This window comes from Janibacter melonis (genome assembly GCF_003721155.3).
In the GTDB taxonomy this organism is placed as follows: domain Bacteria; phylum Actinomycetota; class Actinomycetes; order Actinomycetales; family Dermatophilaceae; genus Marihabitans; species Marihabitans melonis.
This window is the reverse complement of sequence record NZ_CP044548.2, coordinates 3303421-3322253: the sequence shown is the minus strand read 5'-3', so window position 1 is coordinate 3322253 and position 18833 is coordinate 3303421. Positions and strand designations below refer to the sequence as shown.

The 18833-nt window shown below is 72.2% G+C and carries 19 protein-coding genes and 1 tRNA gene; 3 read left to right on the top strand and 17 right to left on the bottom strand.

Features of this window, described 5'->3' with window-relative positions; genetic code table 11:
* Nucleotides 1-45: 45 nt before the first annotated feature.
* Nucleotides 46-615, bottom strand: a complete 570-nt coding sequence (locus EEW87_RS16005; RefSeq protein ID WP_123091246.1) for a dienelactone hydrolase family protein — start codon at nt 613-615, stop codon at nt 46-48.
* 65 nt (nt 616-680) lie between these two features.
* Here EEW87_RS16005 and EEW87_RS16000 point away from each other — a divergent pair, with 65 nt between their 5' ends.
* Complete coding sequence (locus EEW87_RS16000; RefSeq protein WP_123091247.1) at nt 681-1241, top strand: ArsR/SmtB family transcription factor; 561 nt, start codon at nt 681-683, stop codon at nt 1239-1241.
* A 54-nt stretch (nt 1242-1295) separates the two neighbouring features.
* Here EEW87_RS16000 and EEW87_RS15995 read toward each other — a convergent pair.
* The 3 genes from EEW87_RS15995 to EEW87_RS15985 all read right to left on the bottom strand — a co-directional run bounded on the left by EEW87_RS15995 (nt 1296) and on the right by EEW87_RS15985 (nt 2584).
* Nucleotides 1296-1374, bottom strand: a tRNA-Gln gene (locus EEW87_RS15995).
* A 50-nt stretch (nt 1375-1424) separates the two neighbouring features.
* Nucleotides 1425-1784, bottom strand: a complete 360-nt coding sequence (locus EEW87_RS15990) for a VOC family protein (RefSeq protein WP_123091248.1) — start codon at nt 1782-1784, stop codon at nt 1425-1427.
* Nucleotides 1784-2584, bottom strand: a complete 801-nt coding sequence (locus EEW87_RS15985; protein WP_123091249.1) for a methyltransferase domain-containing protein — start codon at nt 2582-2584, stop codon at nt 1784-1786. The genes EEW87_RS15990 and EEW87_RS15985 overlap by 1 nt, the downstream gene beginning before the upstream one ends.
* Nucleotides 2585-2668: 84 nt before the next feature.
* Between EEW87_RS15985 and EEW87_RS15980 the strand changes: the two genes are divergently transcribed.
* Nucleotides 2669-3175, top strand: a complete 507-nt coding sequence (locus EEW87_RS15980) for a MarR family winged helix-turn-helix transcriptional regulator (RefSeq protein ID WP_275898487.1) — start codon at nt 2669-2671, stop codon at nt 3173-3175.
* Nucleotides 3176-3203: 28 nt separating this feature from the next.
* On the opposite strand, the gene EEW87_RS15975 is transcribed toward EEW87_RS15980, so the two are convergent.
* The 6 genes from EEW87_RS15975 to metG form a co-directional block, all read right to left on the bottom strand.
* Nucleotides 3204-5021: an ABC-F family ATP-binding cassette domain-containing protein gene (locus EEW87_RS15975; protein WP_123091250.1), complete on the bottom strand. Its 1818-nt coding sequence runs from the start codon at nt 5019-5021 to the stop codon at nt 3204-3206.
* Nucleotides 5021-5956, bottom strand: coding sequence for a 4-(cytidine 5'-diphospho)-2-C-methyl-D-erythritol kinase (locus EEW87_RS15970; protein WP_123091251.1), 936 nt, complete (start codon nt 5954-5956; stop codon nt 5021-5023). Before EEW87_RS15970 ends, EEW87_RS15975 begins: the two co-directional genes overlap by 1 nt.
* Entirely contained in the window at nt 5953-6819 is an 867-nt protein-coding gene (gene rsmA, locus EEW87_RS15965; RefSeq protein WP_123091252.1) for a 16S rRNA (adenine(1518)-N(6)/adenine(1519)-N(6))-dimethyltransferase RsmA, read from the bottom strand. The genes EEW87_RS15970 and rsmA overlap by 4 nt, the downstream gene beginning before the upstream one ends.
* Before the next feature lie 141 nt (nt 6820-6960).
* Nucleotides 6961-8166, bottom strand: a complete 1206-nt coding sequence (locus EEW87_RS17185) for a resuscitation-promoting factor (protein ID WP_275898486.1) — start codon at nt 8164-8166, stop codon at nt 6961-6963.
* A 196-nt stretch (nt 8167-8362) separates the two neighbouring features.
* On the bottom strand, nt 8363-9235 hold the full coding sequence (locus tag EEW87_RS15955; RefSeq protein WP_123091253.1) for a TatD family hydrolase: 873 nt from the start codon (nt 9233-9235) through the stop codon (nt 8363-8365).
* Nucleotides 9236-9240: 5 nt separating this feature from the next.
* Entirely contained in the window at nt 9241-11055 is a 1815-nt protein-coding gene (metG, locus tag EEW87_RS15950; protein WP_123091254.1) for a methionine--tRNA ligase, read from the bottom strand.
* Nucleotides 11056-11164: 109 nt separating this feature from the next.
* On the opposite strand from metG, the gene EEW87_RS15945 reads away from it, so the two are divergent.
* A complete protein-coding gene (locus EEW87_RS15945; RefSeq protein ID WP_068273149.1) occupies nt 11165-11764 on the top strand; it encodes a DUF4126 domain-containing protein in 600 nt (199 codons plus the stop codon).
* Between the two features lie 15 nt (nt 11765-11779).
* Here the strand turns inward: EEW87_RS15945 and EEW87_RS15940 are convergent, their stop codons facing one another.
* The 7 genes from EEW87_RS15940 to EEW87_RS15910 all read right to left on the bottom strand — a co-directional run bounded on the left by EEW87_RS15940 (nt 11780) and on the right by EEW87_RS15910 (nt 18829).
* Nucleotides 11780-12406 carry a TetR/AcrR family transcriptional regulator gene (locus EEW87_RS15940; protein ID WP_123091255.1) on the bottom strand — a complete coding sequence of 209 codons (627 nt, stop codon included), beginning with the start codon at nt 12404-12406 and terminating at the stop codon, nt 11780-11782.
* A gap of 104 nt (nt 12407-12510) precedes the next feature.
* Complete coding sequence (locus EEW87_RS15935; protein WP_123091256.1) at nt 12511-13353, bottom strand: hypothetical protein; 843 nt, start codon at nt 13351-13353, stop codon at nt 12511-12513.
* Between the two features lie 5 nt (nt 13354-13358).
* Nucleotides 13359-14102, bottom strand: coding sequence for a succinate dehydrogenase/fumarate reductase iron-sulfur subunit (locus EEW87_RS15930; RefSeq protein WP_123091257.1), 744 nt, complete (start codon nt 14100-14102; stop codon nt 13359-13361).
* Nucleotides 14102-16108, bottom strand: a complete 2007-nt coding sequence (locus EEW87_RS15925; RefSeq protein WP_123091258.1) for a fumarate reductase/succinate dehydrogenase flavoprotein subunit — start codon at nt 16106-16108, stop codon at nt 14102-14104. Before EEW87_RS15925 ends, EEW87_RS15930 begins: the two co-directional genes overlap by 1 nt.
* A 22-nt stretch (nt 16109-16130) precedes the next feature.
* Nucleotides 16131-16847 carry a succinate dehydrogenase cytochrome b subunit gene (locus EEW87_RS15920; protein ID WP_123091259.1) on the bottom strand — a complete coding sequence of 239 codons (717 nt, stop codon included), beginning with the start codon at nt 16845-16847 and terminating at the stop codon, nt 16131-16133.
* A gap of 118 nt (nt 16848-16965) precedes the next feature.
* Entirely contained in the window at nt 16966-18294 is a 1329-nt protein-coding gene (gene hemL, locus EEW87_RS15915; RefSeq protein ID WP_123091260.1) for a glutamate-1-semialdehyde 2,1-aminomutase, read from the bottom strand.
* 52 nt (nt 18295-18346) lie between these two features.
* Nucleotides 18347-18829 carry a MarR family winged helix-turn-helix transcriptional regulator gene (locus EEW87_RS15910; protein ID WP_123091261.1) on the bottom strand — a complete coding sequence of 161 codons (483 nt, stop codon included), beginning with the start codon at nt 18827-18829 and terminating at the stop codon, nt 18347-18349.
* Between the last annotated feature and the right edge of the window lie 4 nt (nt 18830-18833).

Sequence of the window (18833 nt, the reverse complement as noted above, 5' to 3'; positions counted from 1 at the left end):
AGGGAGCGGCCGAACCGACGATGCCAGGCGGCCCCCCTTCGCCCCTCAGAGCGGGGCGAGGAAGGCGCGGACCCGCTCGAGCAGCAGCGCGGCCGCGTCGGGGTCGTAGGCGTCGAGCGAGGAGTCGGCGAAGAGGTGCTCGTCGCCGGGGTAGACGAAGAGCTCGGCCCACTCGCTCGACGCGACGAGCTCGCGGGCGGCGGGCAGGTCCTCGTCGAAGAACTCGTCCCCCTCTTTGCCGTGCACCTGCACGGGCACGTCCTGCGGCCACCGCTCCCCGTACTCGGCCACGGGCATGCACGAGCAGAGCAGCAGGGCGCCGCGGGCGCCGGGTCGCGTCTGGGCCAGCTGCTGGGCGATCGTCACGCCGAAGGAGAACCCGGCGTAGACGAGCGCCTCCCCCAGCCCGTCGACGGCGTCGGCACCCCGGCGGCGCACGACGTCGAGCCCGGCCTCGCGGGCGTACCCGAAGCCCTCCTCGATGCTCGCGAAGGTCCGCCCCTCGAAGAGGTCGGGCGTGTGCACGGCGTGCCCCGCCTCGCGCAGGGCGTCGGCGAAGGCGACGACGCCCGGCGTCAGCCCCTGGATGTGGTGGTAGAGCAGCACCTCGGCCATATGACGTCCTCCTCGACGAATGATCCACTGATGTGGAACGTTCGACGACGGTAGTCTCGTGCGGCATGGAGGACAACCCCCCGGGCCACGAGCTCGCCGACCGGATGGCGCTCACCCAGCCCGCCCAGGTGCGTGCGCTCGCCCACCCCCTGCGCACGACGATCCTCCAGCTGCTCCTCGAGCGCGCGGCGTCGGTGACCGAGCTGGCGAGCGCCCTGGACCGCCCGAAGAGCACCGTCGCCCACCACGTCGCCGTCCTCGTGCGCGCCGACCTGCTCCGGGTCGTGAGCACCCGGCGCGTCCGGGCCGTCGAGGAGCGCCTCTACGGGCGGACAGCACGGCTCTTCTACGTCGCCCCCCAGGGCTCGTCGGGCGAGGAGATGCCGCGGGACTTCAACGACTTCGAGGTGGCGGCCGCCGAGTCGGGACCGGCCTTCGAGCGTGGCGAGCTGTGGGGCTTCGTCCGGCACGCACGCATCGCGCCCGAGCAGGCATCGGCCTTCTGGCAGCGGATGAGCGAGCTCGTCGACGACTTCGACCGCCTCCCGCGCTCCGGCGAGACGACGTACGGCTTCGCGGTCGGGATCTACCCGACCGACCACCCGCGACTGCCCCCGCCGACCTGACCGGGACCCCGGGCGAAGGGGGGACGCCCAGGGCGCGACGCGCCCGCACCTGCGCTCCCCGGGCAGGAGTCGAACCTGCGTCGCTTGTCCTGATTCAAAGTCAGGCGGGCCCTGCCGGCAGACCAACCGGGGAACGCCGCCGTGCGGCGGCGCCCCCAGGGTAGTTGACGGGTCGCCGACCCCTCAGACCTGCTGGATCTCGACGCGGTTGCCCACCGGGTCGTCGGTGTGGAAGCGCCGGACACCGGGGATCGCCTCGTCCCACCGCACGGGCCGGCCGGCGACCTCGACGGCCGCAGCCACCTCGTCGACGTCCTCGACGAGCAGGCACGGGTGCGCCTTGCGGGCGGGCGCGAAGACCTCCTCGACACCGCAGTGCAGCTGCTGGTCGCCGACGGCGAACCAGACCCCTCCGCGGGCGGCGAGGACGGGCGGCTTGGGGACCTCGGGCAGACCGAGCACGGAGCCGTAGAAGGCGCGCAGGTCGTCCTCGCTGCCCCGCGGGCAGGCGATCTGCACGTGGTGGAGGCCGACGGCGACCATCAGGCGACCTTGTGGCCGACGGCGAAGACCCGTCGGAAGGGCAGGAGCACCCCGGCCGGGGTGCGGGGGTACGCCTGGGCGACGCGCTCGCCGTACTCGGCGAGGAAGGCCGAGCGCTCCTCGTCGTCGGTGAGGACGTCGAGGATCGGGCGCAGCCCGGTCCCGCTCACCCAGTCCAGGACAGGGTTGTCCTGCTCACCGGCCGGGTCGAGGACGTGCGTGTACGTGGTCTCCCACGCGTCGACCTCGAGACCGCGCCCGGCGAGGATCTGCAGGTAGGTGCTCGGCTCCCCCGCACCGAAGCGCTTCGTCGCGGCCTCGAGCTCGGCCGCCCGTGGGTGCGCGACCGCCATCTCGCGCATGATCGCGTGCGTCGGCGAGGCGAAGTTCCCCGGCACCTGCAGCGCGAGCCAGCCGTCGGGGGCGAGGGCGTCGGCCCAGCCCTCGACGACGCGCAGGTGGCCCGGCACCCACTGCAGCGTCGCGTTGCTCACGACGACGTCGGGCGCCTGGCCCAGCGACTCGAGCGTCCACGTCGACAGATCGCCCTCGACCCACTCGACGCGGCCGTCGAGGTCCTTCGCCCGGGCCGACTCGAGCATCGAGGTGCTGCTGTCGACCCCGACGACGCGGGCCTGGGGCCAGCGCTGCGCGAGGGTGAGGGTCGCGATCCCGTTGCCGCACCCGAGGTCGGCGACGAGCCGCGGCTCGCGCGCGCCCACCCGGGCGGTGAGATCGGCGAAGGGTCGTGTCCGCTCGCTCGCGAACTTCTCGTACAGCGTGGGGTCCCAGCTCGGCATCGTCGGCCTCCTGCGTCGTCTGCCCCGATCCTAGGAGAGATGTCTCTCGACGTGAAGATACTTGGCAGGCCGTATTCTTGACGGGTGCCCGAACGTCACCCCATCCACGACGACGTCGACGAGATCGTCGACGCCTGGCGTCGTGAGCGCCCCGACCTCGACCCCGAGCCGATGCACGTCATGTCGCGCATCTCGCGGCTGGCCCGCCGGCTCGACCTCGACCGGTCCAGCGCCTTCGCCCGCCACGGGATGGACGGCTGGGAGTTCGACGTCCTGTCGACGCTGCGCCGCGCCGGCCCGCCCTACGAGCTCTCCCCCGGTGACCTCGTGCGGGCCACGCTCGTCACGAGCGGCACGATGACCAACCGGATCGACCGGCTCACCGCCCGCGGCTGGGTCGAGCGCGCACCATCCCCGCGGGACCGTCGCAGCGTCATCGTCCGGCTCACCGACGACGGGCGCACCGCCGTCGACGCCGCCCTGGCCGACCTGCTCGAGCGCGAGCGCGACATCCTCGCCGACCTCGGTCCGGGCGACCAGGCCGACCTCGTGGCGCAGCTGCGCCGCCTCCTCGCCCCCTTCGAGGGCTAGGACGAACGAGGGGTAGGACGAAGGGGGGTCAGCCGACGACGTCGGCGGCCTCCAGCCACTCGAGCTCGAGGCTCTCGCGCTCCTGGGCAGCCGCCCGCAGGGTCTCGTGCAGCTCGCGCAGGCGCTGGTGGTCCCCGGCCTGCTCGGCCATCTGCGCGTGGACCTTCGCCTCGCGCTCCTCGATCTTCGCCAGCTGCTTCTCGACCCGCGCCATGACCTTGCGCGCCTCGCGCACCTCGGCGGGGCTCGGCCCGTCGACCACCGGGGCCGACGCAGCGGCCGGGGCGGGTGCCGTGGACCCGCGCATCGCCGCGACCGGTCCGGCGGCGCCGCGCAGCTGCAGGTACTCCTCGACCCCGCCGGGCAGCTGACGCACCCGCCCGTCGCCGAGGAGCGCGACCTGGTGGTCGGCGACGCGCTCGAGGAGGTAGCGGTCGTGGCTGACGACGACGAGCGTGCCGGCCCAGCCGTCGAGCAGGTCCTCGAGCTGGGTGAGCGTCTCGATGTCGAGGTCGTTCGTCGGCTCGTCGAGGAGCAGGACGTTCGGCTCGGACATGAGCAGGCGCAGGATCTGCAGGCGGCGTCGTTCGCCGCCGGAGAGGTCGCCGACGCGGGTCTGCTGACGCCCGCCGCTGAAGCCCAGGCGCTTGGCGAGCTGAGAGGCCGAGACCTCCTTGCCGTCGAGCATCGTCACCTTGCGGATCTCCTCGACCGCCTCGATGACGCGGTGCTCGCGCAGGCGGTCGAGCTCGCGCACCTCCTGCGAGAGGTGGGCGACCTGCACGGTGACCCCCTCCTTGCGCTTGCCGGAGTCGAGCGGGATCTCGCCGCCGATGACGCGCAGCAGCGTCGACTTGCCCGCCCCGTTGACGCCGACGACGCCGACGCGCTCCCCCGGCGCGAGATGCCAGGTGACCCGGTCGAGCAGGGTGCGCTCGCCGACGGTGACGGTGACGTCGAGCAGGTCGACGACGTCCTTGCCCAGACGGGTCGACGCGAAGCGCACGAGCTCGACGTCGTCGCGCGGCGGCGGCTCGTCGGCGATGAGCGCGTTGGCGGCGTCGATGCGGAACTTCGGCTTCGAGGTGCGAGCGGGCGGGCCGCGGCGCAGCCAGGCGAGCTCCTTGCGCAGCAGGTTGTCGCGCCGCTCCGCGGTCACCGCGGCGATCCGCTGGCGCTCGGCCTTGGCGAGCACGTACGCGGCGTACCCGCCCTCGTACTGCTCGACCCGCCCGTCGATGACCTCCCACGTCCGGTCGGCGACGGCGTCGAGGAACCACCGGTCGTGGGTGATCGTCACGAGCGCCTTGCCGCGCGCCGTGCGCTGCCGGGTGAGGTGGTCGGCGAGCCAGGCGACCCCCTCGACGTCGAGGTGGTTGGTCGGCTCGTCGAGCATGAGGACGTCGGGGTCCTCGACGAGGGCGGCCGCGAGCGCGACGCGGCGGCGCTCGCCGCCGGACATCGGGCCGATCGTCGCGTCGAGACCGCCGACCCCTTCGCCCTCGTGACCACCGAGGAGGCCGTCGAGGACGTCACGCACCCGGGGGTCGCCCGCCCACTCGTGCTCCGCGAGACCGCCGAGGACGACCTCGCGCACCGTGGCGGAGGGCGAGAGGACGTCGGCCTGCGACAGCAGGCGGACCGTCGTCACCGAGTTGCGCGTCAGCCGGCCGTCGTCGAGCTCGAGCTCACCGGCGAGGACGCGCAGGAGGGTCGACTTGCCGCCGCCGTTGCGCCCGACGACGCCGATGCGGGCGCCCTCGTTGATGCCCAGCGTGATCCCGTCGAGCAGCTGCGCCGTCCCGAGCGCCAGACGGCCGCGCTCGAGGGAGAGGAGGTTGGCCATCAGGTGAGTCGGGGGGCGGGGATGACGTGAGCGCCGGCGACCGGGCCGATCGCCCGGATGACGTCGGCGGCCGCGCCCGAGGCGGTGAGCGAGACGGCGAGGTCGATCGCCCCCTCCTGCCCGGCAGCGAGCAGCGCGACGGTCGGGCCGGACCCGGAGACGATCGCGCCCAGGGCGCCGAAGGACATCGCGGCGTCGATGACGTCGCCGATCTGGGGCTGCAGGCGCACGGCGGCGGCCTGGAGGTCGTTGGACAGCACGGCGCCGAGCGCCTCGGGCTCGCCCTGGCGCAGCGCGGCCATCATCGCCGGGCTCGGCTCCGGCTCGGGCACGTCGTGACCGGCGGAGAGCTCGTCGAAGGCCGCGTAGACCTCGGGCGTGGACAGCCCCGAGGCCGGCGTCGGCACGAAGACCCAGTGGTAGCTGCCCCGCGCGAGCACGGGGGTGACGAGCTCGCCGCGGCCGGAGCCCACGGCCGTTCCGCCGTGCAGGAGGAAGGGGACGTCGCTGCCGAGCTCGGCGGCGATCGGGTCCAGGCCCGAGCGGCCGAGGCCGAGGTCCCACAGGGCGTCGCAGGCGACGAGGGTGGCGGCCGCGTCGGCGGAGCCGCCGGCCATCCCGCCCGCGACGGGGACGTCCTTGTGGATCGAAACATGCACCGGCTCGACGGCGGCGCGCTCGGCGAGGATCATCGCAGCGCGCAGCGCGAGATTGCTCTCGTCGGTGGGCACGAGCTCGGCGTCGCGACCGCGCACGCTCACGCCCCACTCGTCGGCGGTCGCGACCGTGACCTCCTCGAAGACGCCGACGGCCTGGTAGACGGTCGACAGGGTGTGGAAGCCGTCGGGGCGCAGCGCCCCCACGCCGAGCTCGAGGTTGACCTTCGCGGGCGCCCGAGCGGTGACGGCGGAGGCCGTCTCGAGCACCGAGGTCATGCGGTCACCCTAGTGCGGGCGGCGGCCAGGGCCGCGAACTGCTCGACGTCGAGCTGCTCGCCACGGGTCCGGGGGTCGATGCCCGCCTCGACGAGGGCGGCCTCGGCGGCGTCGGCCGAGCCGGCCCAGCCCTTGAGTGCCGCGCGCAGGGTCTTGCGGCGCTGGGCGAAGGCGGCGTCGACGCACGCGAAGACCTCGGCGCGGCTCACCTCGACCGCCGGTGGCTCGCGCCGGTCGATGCGCACGAGACCGGAGTCGACGTTGGGCACCGGCCAGAAGATGCTCCGCGAGACGGTGCCGGCCAGCCGCACGTCGCCGTACCAGGCGGCCTTGACGCTCGGCACGCCGTACGTGCGCGACCCGGGCCGGGCGGCCAGCCGCTCGGCGACCTCGAGCTGGACCATGACGAGCACCCGCTCGATGCTCGGGAAGGTCGCGAGCAGGTGGAGCACGACGGGCACGGAGACGTTGTAGGGCAGGTTCGCCACGAGAGCGGTCGGCGCCGGTCCGGGCAGCTCGGCGACCCTCAGGGCGTCGCCGTGGACGACCTCGAGGTCGTCGGCCCGCGACGGTGCCATCGCCGCGACGGTCTCGGGCAGGGCCCGGGCCAGGCGGGGGTCGATCTCGATGGCGACGACCCGGCGCGCCTGCTCGAGCAGGGCGAGGGTCAGGGAGCCCAGACCGGGCCCGACCTCGACGACGACGTCCTGCGCGCCGACGTCACCGGCCCGCACGATGCGGCGCACGGTGTTGGCGTCGACGACGAAGTTCTGCCCCCACTGCTTGGTGGGGGCCACCCCGAGCCGCCCGGCGAGCTCGCGGATCGCCGCGGCGCCGAGGAGCTGCACGTCCGAGCCGGTCATGCCCCGAACCCTACGGCCTGCGCGGGCGTGGGCCGTCCTGCGTGGTCCGAGGGCCGCTGCGTCGCGCCCGGAGCGGCGGCGGGGACGCGGCGACCCCCGCCGACCGGGTGGTCGACGGGGGTCGCTGCGGTGGTGCTGCGGTCAGGCCGCGTGGGCGCAGCCCCAGGGCTGCAGGCCACGGTCGGCGTAGACGCGGTTGGCCACGGTGATCTGCTGCTCGCGGCTGGCGAGGTCGGCGCGCTGGGCGAAGTCGCCACCACCGGCACCGAGCCAGGTCTGGATGTCGAACTGCAGGCCGCCGTAGTAGCCGTTGCCCGAGTTGATCGACCAGTTGCCGGTCGACTCGCACTGGGCGATCCGGTCCCACATCGCGGCGTTCGAGGTGTCGAGACCCGCGCCGCTGCTCTTCGTCGTCGTCGGCGCCGGGCTCGGCGTCGAGGGCTTCGGGGCGGGGGTGCTCGGGGCCGAGGGCTCCGGCGCGGACTCGGGGGCCGGGGCCGGCTTGGGCTGCGGCTTGGGCTTGGTGCCCTGGAGCACGACGCGGTCGACGGGGTTCGCGGTGACCGTGCTGCCCGTGCGCTTGGTGAAGACGGGCTTGCCGTTCTTGTAGGTCACCGTGTAGCGGTTGGTGCGCGACCCGGCGCTGCCCTCGGTCTTCACCTTCGTCGTGCCGACCGTGAGCGAGGAGTCCTTCTGGACGACCGTGTCGAAGGGGATGGCCACGGTGCGGCTCGTGCCCTTGCGGTCGACCTTGTCGACGCGGATGGTCATGCCGTCGGTGACGTCGGTCCACTTGCCGGGCTTGATCTGGTCGTTGCCGTCGACAGTGACCTCCATGCCGCGCAGCGCCTGGCTGACGTTCTGGCCGGTCGTCGTCTTGGCGGACTTCTTGCCGCCGACGACGAGGGTGACGTCCTTCGGGGTGGCCATGGAGAAGGCGAGGCCGTCACGGCCGACGCTCTTGCTGCGCGAGGCGGACAGGATCGCGCCCTCGCCGCGCAGACCGAGCTGGTCCATCGCCTCGCCGACGGTGCTCGCCGTCGTCCAGTAGGTCTTCTTCTCGCCGTCGACGGTGATCGTCAGCTGGCGGGCGTACCGCACGACGATCTCCTGGCCGTCCGCGACGGGGGTGTCGAGCGACGGGGTGACCTGGTCGCGCTCGCCGAGGTCGACGCCCTGCTTGTCCAGGACGTCGGCGACCGTGCCGCCGAAGGCGTGGGCCGAGCTCTGCTGGCCGTCGACGTCGAGCGCGACGGACTTGTCCATGACGGCGACTCCGGAGACGCCGAGCACGAGCGCGCCGACGACGCCGGCCTGGGTGATACGGCGAACCGCGGTTGAAGACAAGAGTGATCCTTCGTCGTGCGTCCCGGGCACCGGTGCAGCGCCTCCCGCACGAGCACGCCCGTGCTGAGCACGGGCGTGGACCGACGGTGGTCGAGGCGCTGTCAGGGGAACCGGCCCCGGCCATCAGTCATCTACGGTGCACTGCGAGCCGGTCGAAGGTCAAGTTTTGATAACGGGCGCGCGACGAACGGCCACCTCACCAGGGTCCGTAGACCGTCTCCGAGGTGTCCGAGAGGGTCGCGCAGAGGGTCGCGACGTCCACCGAGAGCAGGTCGGCCATCCGCCGCACGGTGTGCGGCACGAGATAGCTGGCGTTGGCCGACCCGCGGTAGGGCGACGGGGTGAGATAAGGCGCGTCGGTCTCGACGAGGAGCCGGTCGAGCGGGGTGATCGCGACCGCGTCGCGCAGGCCCCGGGCGTTCTTGAAGGTCACGGTCCCGGCGACGGAGAGGTAGTAGCCCCGCTCCGCGCACTCGCGGGCCATCGCGACGTCACCGCTGAAGCAGTGCAGGACGGTGCGCTCGGGCGCGCCCTCCTCGGCGAGGATGCGCAGGACGTCGTCGTGGCTGTCGCGGTCGTGGATCTGCAGGGCCTTGCCGGTGCGCTTGGCCAGGTCGATGTGCCAGCGGAAGGAGTCGTGCTGCGCAGCCACCCCGTCCTCGCCGGTGCGGAAGTAGTCGAGCCCGGTCTCGCCGATCGCCCGGACGCGGGGGTGGGCGGCGAGCGCCTCGATCTCGGCCTGGGCCTCGGCGAGCGCGCCCTGGGCCGCGAGGCGAGGAGCCTCGTTGGGGTGCAGGGCGACGGCGCCGAGCATCGCCGGGTGGTCGTCGAGGACCGACACCGTCCAGCGGGCGCTCTCGAGGTCGCACCCCACCTGCACGACGCGGTCCACGCCGACGCTCGCCGCGAGCGCGAACGCCCCGGCGACGCGCTCGTGCCCGTCGGCCACGAGCGGCTCCGGCAGGTCGTCGCGGACGATGTCGAGGTGCGTGTGGTTGTCGACGACGGGCACCGGGAGCGGGTCGGGGACGGGCGCGGGCTCGCCGTGCGAGCGGTCGTGAGGGGCCATCGGGCTCAGGTGCCCTCGACCTCGGCGAGCTCCTCGCTGACCACCGACTCGTCGAGCTTGGTGAAGACCGGGGTCGGCTTGGCGACCGGGGCTCCCACGCGCACCGGCCGGGACCCCCACGCGGGGGTCGAGCTGTACTCACCCGTGATCACCGGGTAGGTGCGACCCTCGTCGCCGGCGTCGAGACCCGTGACCTCGCGCAGCTCGGGCATCGGCATGAAGGCGCCCTCGCCGCCGATGACGCCGTGGACGACGTTCGACGAGTGCGGCAGGACCGGCGCGAGCATCGTGTTGAGGTCGCTCACGCACTGCACGAGCGTGTGCAGCACCGTCGCGAGCCGCTCGCGCTGGTCCTCGCCCTTGAGCCGGAAGGGCTCGGTGTCCGTGACGTACTTGTTGACCTCGCCGACGGCGCGCATCGCGGCGGCGACCGCGGCCTTGATCCGCTGGCGCTCGAGCAGCGAGCCGACCTCGTCGAAGGCGGCGAGCGTGCGCTCGCGGATCGCCTCGTCGACCGGCTCGAGGGCGCCCGGCGCAGGGATCTCGCCGAAGCTCTTGGCGATCATCGACGCGGTGCGGTTGACGAGGTTGCCCCAGCCGGCGACGAGCTCGGAGTTGTTGCGCTGGACGAAGTCGGCCCAGGTGAAGTTCGCGTCCTGGCTCTCCGGGCCGGCCGCGCAGATGTAGTACCGGATCGCGTCCGGGCCGTACTTCTCGAGGACGTCGCGGATGTAGATGACGTACCCGCGCGAGGTGGAGAACTGCTTGCCCTCCATCGTGAGGTACTCGCTGGAGACGACCTCCGTCGGCAGGTTGAGCACGCCGAAGTCCCCGGGCTCTCCCCCCTTCGTCCCCCGGCCGGCGTACGCGAGGAGCTCGGCGGGCCAGATCTGGGAGTGGAAGGTGATGTTGTCCTTGCCCATGAAGTAGTACGACTCCTGGGCGTCGGGGACCGCGCCGTCGACCCACCACTCGCGCCACCGCTCGGGCTCGCCGATGCGGCGCGCCCACTCCACCGACGCCGAGAGGTAGCCGACGACCGCGTCGAACCACACGTAGAGCCGCTTGCTCGGGTTGTCGCGCCAGCCGTCGAGCGGCACCGGGATGCCCCAGTCGATGTCACGCGTCATCGCGCGCGGACGGATGTCCTCGAGGATGTTGAGGCTGAACTTGATGACGTTCGGGCGCCACGTGCCCGACGCCTCGCGCTCCTCGAGCCAGGCCCGCAGGGAGTCGGCGAGCGCGGGGAGGTCGAGGAAGAAGTGCTGCGTCTCGACGAACTGCGGGGTCTCGCCGTCGATCTTGCTGCGCGGCGAGATGAGGTCCTCGGGCTCGAGCTGGTTCCCGCAGTTGTCGCACTGGTCGCCGCGGGCGTCCTCGTAGCCGCAGATCGGGCAGGTGCCCTCGATGTAGCGGTCGGGCAGGGTGCGCCCGGTCGACGGCGAGATCGCCCCCTTCTGGGTCTGCTCGACCATGTAGCCGTTCTCCCAGCAGCGCTCGAAGAGCTCCTGGGCGACCGCCGTGTGGTTGGCCGTCGTCGTGCGGGTGTACAGGTCGTAGGAGCAGCCGAGGTCGGTGAGCTCGCCCGCGATGATCGCGTGGTTGCGGTCGACGAGGTCGCGGGCCGTCGTGCCCTCCTTGTCGGCGAGGACGAGGATCGGGGTGCCGTGCTCGTCGGAGCCGCTCACCATGAGCACGTCGTGCCCCGCCATGCGCATGTACCTGCTGAAGACGTCGGACGGGACGGCGAAACCGGCGACGTGGCCGAGGTGCCGGGGGCCGTTCGCGTAGGGCCAGGCGACAGCGGAGAGGACCTTCATGACGGCAATCCTAGGCGGCGCCCCTCCCCCGGGATGACGCCGTCTGCGCGTAGCGTTCTGGCACCAGACGCGGGACCGCACAGGTGCCGCCCGACCTCGAGGTGACCTCGTGATCGCTGCTCTCACCGGCATGGGGCTGTCCGCGGCCGCCGGGCTCAACGCCTACGTCCCCTTCCTCGTCATGGCCCTGCTCGCGCGCTTCACCGACGTCGTCGCCCTCCCGGCGGGCTGGGAGTGGATGCAGTCGTGGTGGGCGATCGGCATCGGCGCGGTGCTCCTGCTCACCGAGATGACGCTCGACAAGATCCCTGCGGTGGACTCGCTCAACGACGCCGTCCAGACCGCCATCCGCCCCGGGATGGGCGGGCTCATGGGTGCCGCGGCCGCGAGCGCCCAGGACCTCGACGGCTCGGCCTTCATGCAGGAGAACCCCTGGGTCGGCGTCGTCCTGGGCATCGTCGTCGCCGCCGTCGTGCACGGCACGAAGGCGGCCGCCCGCCCCGTCGTCAACGCCGGCACCGCGGGCCTGGGAGCCCCGGTGGTCTCGACCGCCGAGGACGGCGCCGCGATCACCGTGAGCCTGCTCGCGGTCTTCGCGCCGGTGCTCGTCGTCGTCGTGCTCGTCGTGCTCGCCGTGATGGTCTGGTGGGTCGCCCGGGCCTGGCTGCGGCTGCGCCGCCGACGGGCCGGACGGCGGGTGGCCGTCTAGGCGAAGGGGGGCGCCTCAGACCGCGCGCAGCGAGCGCTCGGTCGCCGCGAAGGCCTCGACGATCGTGCGCATGACGGTGCGGGCGTAGTCGCCGCGGATGTCCTCGGGGTAGGACATCGCCGCGCTGAGCACCCCTTCGCCCGCGGCCAGGACGGCCCGCGCGCGGACCTCGGGCTGCGGGGCGCCGAGCCGCTCGAGCATGACGGCGATGAGCTGCTCGGTCGTGTCCCGGGCCGGGCACACGACCCGGGCGACCTCGGGATGCCGGTTGGCCTCGGCCGCGAGCTCTTGGCGGGCGAGGAGGAGCGCGGGGTGGGCCAGCCAGCTCGCGAAGAGCTCGATGACCTCGCCGACGACCTGCTCGTCGGTGAGAGGACGCGCGTCGAGACGGTGCGCCAGACCGGTGACGCTCTCGTCGAAGATCGCCATGACCCGCTCGGTGACCGCCACGGTGAGGGCGAGCCGGGTGCGCAGGTAGCTCGACGTGCTGCCCGGCGGCAGGCCCGCCTCCGCGTCGACCGCCCGGTGCGTCAGACCGCGCAGACCGCCCCGCGCGGTGACCTCGATCCCGGCGTCGACGATCTCGCGCATGCGCGGTGACAGCGGCGCGTGGCGCGCAGAGGAGATGTCTGTCGGGGTCACGGGGCCGCCCTCCTGCCTCAGGTGCTCGACCCCGTGACGATACGTGGACCTCTCGCCCCACGTCCCGGGTTTGTCCAGACTCACCCCTGAGGGTGGTCGACATCTCACAGGTCGGAGAAGTCGACCTTCTTCGCGTCCTTGGGACGCTCCGAGGGCAGCGGGGTCGTGCCCCACTTCGAGAAGACGATGCTCGTGCGCGTCTGCACGTCTCCGGTCTCGTAGCGCAGGAAGCGGTAGGGGGCGTCCTTCGTCACCCACACCGTGCGGACGACGTCCTTGGTCTCGTCGGTCGCCGGGCGGACGAGCACGCCGTACACCTGCTCGCCGTCGAGCTCGCGCTGGTCGAGGATGGCGTAGCGCATGTCCTGCTTCTCGAGCTCGCCGGCGAGGAAGCTGTCCCGGATGACGCGGTTCGGGGTGTACGCCTCGACGTATCGCTTCTGGCTGTACGTCCGCACCCACCGGCCCTCGTTGCGCACGAGCTGCGACTGCAGGTCGATGTCGAAGGGCTTGCGGACGTCGCCGTCCTCGAGGCGCAGGTAGAGCTCGCCGTTGCCGAGGTCGCGCTGCTCGAGCGAGGAGCCGTCGGGCATCGAGATCGTCAGCTCGCTCCTGTTGCCGCCCGTGCTCCCGCTGCTGCGGACCGTCATCGGTCCCTCGACGCCGAGGTCCTCCGCGAGAGGGTAGACGGCGGAGATCGTCACCGACCTCGCCCCTCCCTCCTGGGCGTTGCTCTTCGCGCTCTCGAGGACCTGGCTGGCCAGGGGCAGGGTCGCGGGCTGCTGGCCGACCGGCGCCGTGTCCGCGCTCGGGGCCGTCGTCGTCGTCGACGGGGCGACGTAGGTCGGCTCGGCCTGGGGGCCCCCGCCGCCGAGGACGGAGCACGCGGAGAGCACGACGGTGGTGGCGCCCGCCGCAGCGAGCACCACCACCGTGCGCCGGCTCATCGTCGTCAGCGACGCGCGCGCGACGCGACCCGCAGGTCCTTGTTGAGCTGCGAGATGACGTCGAGCGGGATCTCCTTGGGGCAGGAGGCCGCGCACTCGCCGATGTTCGTGCACCCGCCGAACCCCTCGTGGTCGTGCTGGGCGACCATGTCGACGACGCGCGCGCTGCGCTCGGCCTGGCCCTGCGGCAGCTCGCCGAGGTGGGTGATCTTCGAGCCGAGGAAGAGCATCCCCGACGCGTTGGGGCAGGCGGCGACGCAGGCGCCGCAGCCGATGCAGGTCGCGGAGTCGAAGGCCCGGTCGGCCTGGACCTTCGGGACCTGGGTCGCGGCGGCGTCGGGAGCCGCGCCGGTGTCGACGGAGATGAAGCCGCCGGCCTGGATGATGCGGTCGAAGGCCCCGCGGTCGACGACGAGGTCGCGGATCACCGGGAAGGCCGAGGCCCGCCACGGCTCAACGGTGATCTCCTCGCCGTCGCGGAAGCTGCGCATGTGCAGCTGGCAGGTCGTCGTGACCTCCGGCCCGTGCGCCTGGCCCGAGATCATCAGGCCGCACATGCCGCAGATGCCCTCACGGCAGTCGCTGTCGAAGGCCACCGGCTCCTGGCCGGCGTCCTGCAGCTGCTCGTTGAGCTCGTCGAGCATCTCGAGGAAGCTCATGTCCTCGGAGATCTCGTCGACCGTGTAGGTCTCGAAGCCGCCCTTGTCCTGCGGGCCGGCCTGGCGCCAGATCTTCAGTGTCAGTCGCATTACTTGTAGCTCCGCTGCTTCATCTCGATGAACTCGTAGACGAGGTCCTCCTTGTGCAGGACCGGCTCGAGATCGGTGTCGTCGCCCCGGGTGGCGTACTCCCACGCCGCCACGTAGGCGTACTCGTCGTCGTGACGCAGGGCCTCGCCGTCCTCCGTCTGCGACTCGGCGCGGAAGTGACCGCCGCAGGACTCGCGGCGGTGCAGCGCGTCGATGCACATGAGCTCGCCGAGCTCGAGGAAGTCGGCGACGCGGCCGGCCTTCTCGAGGCTCTGGTTGAGCTGCTCGTTGGTGCCCAGGACCTTGACGTTGGTCCAGAACTGGTGCTTGAGGTCCCGGATGAGGCCGATCGCCTTCTTCAGGCCCTCCTCCGTGCGCTCCATGCCGCAGTACTCCCACATGATCGCGCCGAGCTCGCGGTGGATCGAGTCCACGGTGCGCTCGCCGTCGCAGCTGAGGAAGTGCTGGATGCGTCGCTCGACGTCGGCCCGGGCCTCGACGACCTCCGGGGAGTCCTCGGTGATCGGCTGGTAGGGCCCGTCGGCGAGGTAGTTGCGGATGGTGTTCGGCAGGACGAAGTAGCCGTCGGCCAGCCCCTGCATGAGCGCGGAGGCGCCGAGACGGTTCGCACCGTGGTCGGAGAAGTTGGCCTCGCCGGTGACGAAGAGACCGGGGATCGTCGACTCGAGGTCGTAGTCGACCCACAGCCCGCCCATGACGTAGTGGACGGCCGGGTAGATCCGCATCGGGGTCTCGTACGGGTCCTCGCCGGTGATCCGGGCGTACATGTCGAAGAGGTTGCCGTACTTGCTCTCGACCGCGTCACGGCCCAGGCGCGAGATGGCCTCGGCGAAGTCGAGGTAGACGCCGCGGCGGACCTGGCGCTCCTCGCCGTCCGGGCCGACCTCGGTGACCGACGGGCCGACGCCGCGGCCCTCGTCGCACATGTTCTTGGCCTGGCGCGAGGCGATGTCGCGGGGCACGAGGTTGCCGAAGGAGGGGTAGATCCGCTCGAGGTAGTAGTCGCGGTCCTCCTCGGGGATGTCGCGGGGGTCCTTGTCGCAGTCCGCCGCGTCCTTGGGGACCCAGATCCGGCCGTCGTTGCGCAGCGACTCCGACATGAGGGTCAGCTTCGACTGCTTCGTGCCGTGCTGCGGGATGCACGTCGGGTGGATCTGCGTGTAGCAGGGGTTGGCCATGTGGGCGCCCTTGCGGTGGGCTCGCCACGCGGCGGTGACGTTGGAGCCCATCGCGTTGGTCGAGAGGTAGAAGACGTTGCCGTAGCCGCCGCTGGCGAGGACGACCGCGTCGGCGAGGTGGGTCTCGATCTCGCCGGTGACCATGTCGCGCGCGATGATGCCGCGGGCCTTGCCGTCGACGACGACGAGCTCGAGCATCTCGTGGCGGTTGTACATCTCCACGGTGCCCTTGGCGATCTGGCGCTCGAGGGCCTGGTAGGCCCCGATGAGCAGCTGCTGACCGGTCTGGCCGCGGGCGTAGAAGGTGCGGGAGACCTGGACGCCGCCGAAGGAGCGGTTGTCGAGCAGGCCGCCGTACTCGCGGGCGAAGGGGACACCCTGGGCGACGCACTGGTCGATGATGTTCGGGCTGACCTCGGCCAGGCGGTAGACGTTGTTCTCGCGGGCGCGGTAGTCACCGCCCTTGACCGTGTCGTAGAAGAGCCGGTAGACGGAGTCGCCGTCGCCCTTGTAGTTCTTCGCCGCGTTGATCCCGCCCTGGGCCGCGATCGAGTGCGCACGGCGCGGGGAGTCCTGGTAGCAGAAGGACTTCACGTGGTAGCCGGCCTCGCCGAGGGTCGCCCCGGCGGACGCGCCGGCCAGACCGGTGCCGACGATGATGACGGAGAGCTTGCGGCGGTTGGCCGGGTTGACGAGCTTGTTGCTGAACTGGTGACGCTCCCAGCGGGTCTCGATGGGACCGTCGGGGGCCTTCGTGTCGGCGATGGGCTCGCCGGTGCGGTACAGGCCGTCGATGAGGTCAGTCATGGTGTGTGGGTCTCTCCCCCGGTCAGAGGTTCGTGAAGTAGAGGTAGAAGGGCGGGATGAGGAACCCGACGACGACGAGCGCGGCCAGCACGGCGGCGATCGTCTTGGCCCGGGCCCGCGCCGCGACGCTGCTCGTGAGGCCGAGGGTCTGCTGGGCGCTCCACACGCCGTGGAAGAGGTGCATCCCGAGCGCGATCATCGCCAGCGTGTAGATCGCGACGACCCACAGCAGCGAGAAGCTCGCGGACACCATGACGAAGGGGCTGTCCTTGATCGCCGCCGCGTCGGCCGAGCTGTTGAAGTTCGGCTTGACGAGCGTGAAGTGGATGAGGTGGAAGACGACGAAGAGCAGCAGCGCCACCCCGCCCCAGCGCATCGTGCGGCTGGCCAGCGAGGAGCTGACGGCCTTTCGCACCGCGTAGCGCTGCGGTCGCGCGGCGCTCGCGCGCTTCCACAGCGCGAAGGCGGAGTAGGCGTGGGCGACGAGAGCCACGATGAGCACGACACGAACGAGCCACAGCAGACCGCCGTAGGGCAGCATCGGCTCGCCGAAGGTGCGCAGGTGGTGCGCGTACTCGTCGAAGGCCTGCTGCCCGGCGAGCACCTTGAGGTTGCCGTACATGTGCAGGAGGACGTACAGCACGAAGACGATCCCCGAGACCGCCATCATGATCTTCAGGCCGATGGTGGAGCGGGTCACCCCCCGCTGCGCCGGCGCGTGCGTTGTCGAAGAAGCCACGGCGTCAAGATACCCCGACGTGAGCGGGCTCACGGACCCGGTGACGCCCGTCGCGGTGTGACAAATCCCCGGTTACCGACGTGTAATGAGCAACGCCGGTAGCGCGTAATTCGCCGGCTCAGCCCGCTGCCGCTGCCCGGGCCGCCCCGGGGAGGGCCGCGAGGACGGTCTCGACGGCCTCGTCGTCGTGGGCACCGCTGACGAACCACGACTCGTAGGCGCTCGGGGGCAGGTGCACCCCGGCGTCGAGCATCGCGTGGAAGAAGCGTCCGAAGGCGGCCGTGTCCTGGCCCTGCGCGTCGGAGTACCGCTCGACCGGGCCGTCGGTGAAGAAGATCGAAAACATCGACGAGGCCCGCTGGAGGGTGTGGGGCACGCCCGCCTGCGTCAGCGCGTCGGACGCGGCCGCCCCGATCGTCTGCGACACCTCGGCGAGGTGCTCGTAGAGCGACGGGGTGCACCCGCGCAGGGTCGCCAGGCCGGCGGCCGTCGCGACGGGGTTCCCCGACAAGGTGCCCGCCTGGTAGACCGGCCCGTCGGGCGCGAGCTGGGCCATGAGGTCGGCCCGGCCGCCGAAGGCCGCTGCGGGGAAGCCGCCGCCCATGACCTTGCCGAAGGTGAAGAGGTCGGGGGCGCCGGACGGGTAGCCGCCGGGGTGCTCTCCCCCGGCGCGGGTCTCGTGGCCGTACCAGCCCGACGGGCTGCAGCGGAAGCCGGTCATCACCTCGTCGCTGATGAGCAGCGCGCCGTGCGCGGCGGTGATCCGACGCAGGCCCTCGGTGAAGCCGGGAGCGGGCGGCACGACCCCCATGTTGCCGGCGGCGGCCTCGGTGATGACCGCCGCGATCTCCTCGCCGCGCTCGGCGAAGGCGGCCTCGACGGCGGCGAGGTCGTTGTACGGCAGGACGATGGTCTCCCCCGCCGCGCTCGCCGGCACCCCGGCGGAGTCCGGCAGGGCGAAGGTGGCCACCCCCGAGCCCGCGTGGGCGAGGAGGGCGTCGACGTGCCCGTGGTAGCAGCCGGCGAACTTCACGACCGCGCTGCGACCGGTGGCCCCGCGCGCGAGGCGCAGCGCCGACATCGTCGCCTCGGTGCCGCTGCTCACGAGACGCACCTGCTCCAGCGGCTCGACCCGCGCGACGATCTCCTCGGCGAGGGCGACCTCGTTCTCGCTCGGCGTGCCGAAGGAAAAACCACGGGACGCGGTCTGCGCGACGGCGTCGAGGACGTCCGGGTGCGCGTGACCGAGGATCATCGGCCCCCAGCTGCTGATGAGGTCGACGTAGCGCGTGCCGTCGACGTCGGTGAGCCAGGCCCCCTTCGCCGAGGCGACGAAGCGCGGGGTGCCGCCGACGCCGCGGAAGGCGCGCACGGGAGAGTTGACCCCGCCCGGCGTCACCGCCCGGGCGCGCTCGAAGAGTGCGGCGGACTGGCTCGTGTCGCTCATGCCCCCAGTCTTGCCCACGGACGACGACGCACGGCTGCGGGGTGCCGCTCGCTCAGTCGTCGATGCCGATCTCGTGGTGGTCCGGCGCGAGGTGGTCACGGATCGCGGCCATCGCCTCGCCGAGCACCATGAGCTGCTCGTGGTCGAGGACGTCGACGAGCCGCGCGCGCACCGAGGCGGCATGCCTCGGGGCGAGCTCGAGGAGGGCACGCATGCCCGCATCGGTGAGCATGATGTCGACACCGCGGCCGTCGTCGTGCGAGCGCTCGCGCCGCACCCACCCTCGGCGCTCGAGACGGCTGGCGGTGTGGGTGACGCGGCTGCGCGACTGGATGATCGTGTCGGCGAGCTCGGACATCCGCATCCGGCGCCCGGGCGCCTCGGAGAGCATGGAGATGAGCTCGTACTCGGTGAGCTGACAGGTGCCGCCGAGGTCGTCGTCGAGCGCCTCCTCGAGCAGCCGCGACCCGCGCAGGTAGGCCCGCCACGCCAGCTGCTCGTCGTGGCGCAGCCAGGGGTCTCGGGCCGGGCTCATCTGC